This is a genomic window from Mesorhizobium sp. M5C.F.Ca.IN.020.32.2.1, from assembly GCF_004023105.1.
GTDB classification, from domain to species: domain Bacteria; phylum Pseudomonadota; class Alphaproteobacteria; order Rhizobiales; family Rhizobiaceae; genus Mesorhizobium; species Mesorhizobium wenxiniae.
Window position 1 is genome coordinate 1 of sequence record NZ_RZSX01001035.1, and the last position, 1,999, is coordinate 1,999.

Genomic DNA, 1,999 nt, shown 5'->3' on the forward strand with positions numbered 1-1,999 from the left:
GCCAGAAACAGGTGGAACGGGCGCTCCGGCACCCCCCGTCGTCGTCCACTGCGGTGTCCAGCCTAATTTGGTCCTACCAGAAATGGTCGGATTGAACCGCTTCTTGTAACTAGTCCAGCGGACGAAATTTTCCAAGCCACATGAGGATGCGCCAAATCCGTCTCTGGCGAAACGCTCGGCAAGGCTCATAATCACCCTTGCAAGGAGGCCGTCTGGCGTCCGAGGGTGATGGCCCACCCGGCCGGGTGGCTGAGAGGGACGGAGTTCAATCATGTCAGATTTCACGATTTCCAGACGCACCGTGCTTACCGGTTCGGCATTGCTTCTGACCTCGACGGCGCTGCCCACCATCGGTCTGGCACAGACGCCGAAGAAAGGCGGACGGCTGGTCGTCGCCGCCGATTCGGAGCCGCGCAACCTCAACCCGGCGATCGTGGCTTCCAACGGTGTGTTCTTCATTTCGAGCAAGATCGTGGAGACGCTGGCCGAGGCATCCTTTGAGGGCAAGGACGGGCTCGATCCGCGCCTGGCGATAGAATGGGCGGGCGCCACCGACGGCCTCTCAGTCACATTCAAATTGCGCGAGGGCGTCAAATGGCATGACGGCAAACCCTTCACCTCCGCCGACGTCGCGTTCTCGGCGCTGCAGATCTGGAAGCCGCTGCAGAATCTCGGCCGCACCGTGTTCAAGGATCTGGAGGCGGTCGACACGCCGGACGAACTGACGGCTGTGTTCAAATTCGCCAAGCCGACACCGTTCCAGCTGATCCGCAATGCCTTGCCGGCGCTGAGCAGCGTGGTGCCCAAGCACATCTACGAGACCGGAAAGATCGAAGAGAACCCGGCCAACAACGCGCCCGTCGGTACCGGCCCGTTCAAATTCGCCGAACACAAGTCAGGCGAATATTACCGGCTGGAGAAGAATGCCGATTATTGGGGCAAGGACCAGCCTTACCTTGACGAGATCATCTATCAGGTGCTGCCCGACCGCACCTCGGCCGCAAGCGCGCTCGAGGCGGAGGAGATCCAGCTCGCCGCCTTTTCCGCGGTGCCGCTGGCCGATCTCGACCGCATCTCCAAGGTGCCTGGTCTCAAGGTGATTACCAAGGGTTATGAGGGGCTGACCTATCAGCTTGTCGTCGAGATCAACCATCGCCGCAAGGAACTGGCCGACCTGAAGGTGCGCCAGGCGATCGCCCACGCCATCGACAAGGATTTCGTCGTCAAGACAGTGTTCCTCGGCTACGCCGCCACAGCCACCGGCCCGGTTCCGAAGAACGATCCGCAATTCTATACGGCCGATGTGCCGACCTATGACTTCGATGTGACCAAGGCCAACGCCCTGCTCGACGAAGCCGGTTACAGCAAAGGCGACGACGGCAAGCGCTTTTCACTGAAGCTACTGCCGGCACCCTATTTCAACGAGACCAAGCAGTTCGGCGACTATTTGCGCCAGGCGCTCGCCGCCATCGGCATTGACGCGCAGCTGGTCAACAACGACTCGGCCGCGCATATCAAGGCTGTCTACACCGACCACGCTTTCGACCTCGCGGTCGGGCCGCCGGTGTTCCGCGGCGACCCTGCGATCTCGACCACCATCCTCGTGCAGAGCGGCATTCCCGACGGGGTGCCGTTCTCCAACCAGGGCGGCTACAAGAACGACGAACTCGACGCCCTGATCGCCAAGGCATCCGAGACGCTCGACCCCGCCGCGCGGACGGAACTTTACAAGGAGTTTCAGAAAAAGGTCGCAGCCGACCTGCCGCTGATCAACGTCGCCGAATGGAGCTTCATCAGCGTTATCAGAGATACGGTGGGGAATGTCGCCAACAACCCGCGCTGGGCGGTGTCGAACTGGGCGGACACCTATTTGGCGGGCTAGCGTTTTCTCCAGGCTTGCACATCGCGTAATCGGGTGCTCAGCTTCGGCGATGAGAGTTCCTTCGCGCCCCCCTCTGTCCTGCCGGACATCTCCCCCACGAGGGGGGCGCCGTGGAAC

1 protein-coding gene is annotated in these 1,999 nt (G+C 61.5%); it reads left to right on the top strand.

From position 1 onward, the window contains the following. Nucleotides 1-271 precede the first annotated feature (271 nt). Nucleotides 272-1,882 (top strand): ABC transporter substrate-binding protein, encoded by a 1,611-nt coding sequence (locus EOA86_RS32445; RefSeq protein WP_128345326.1) that lies wholly within the window; start codon nucleotides 272-274, stop codon nucleotides 1,880-1,882. The last annotated feature ends 117 nt before the right edge of the window (nucleotides 1,883-1,999 follow it).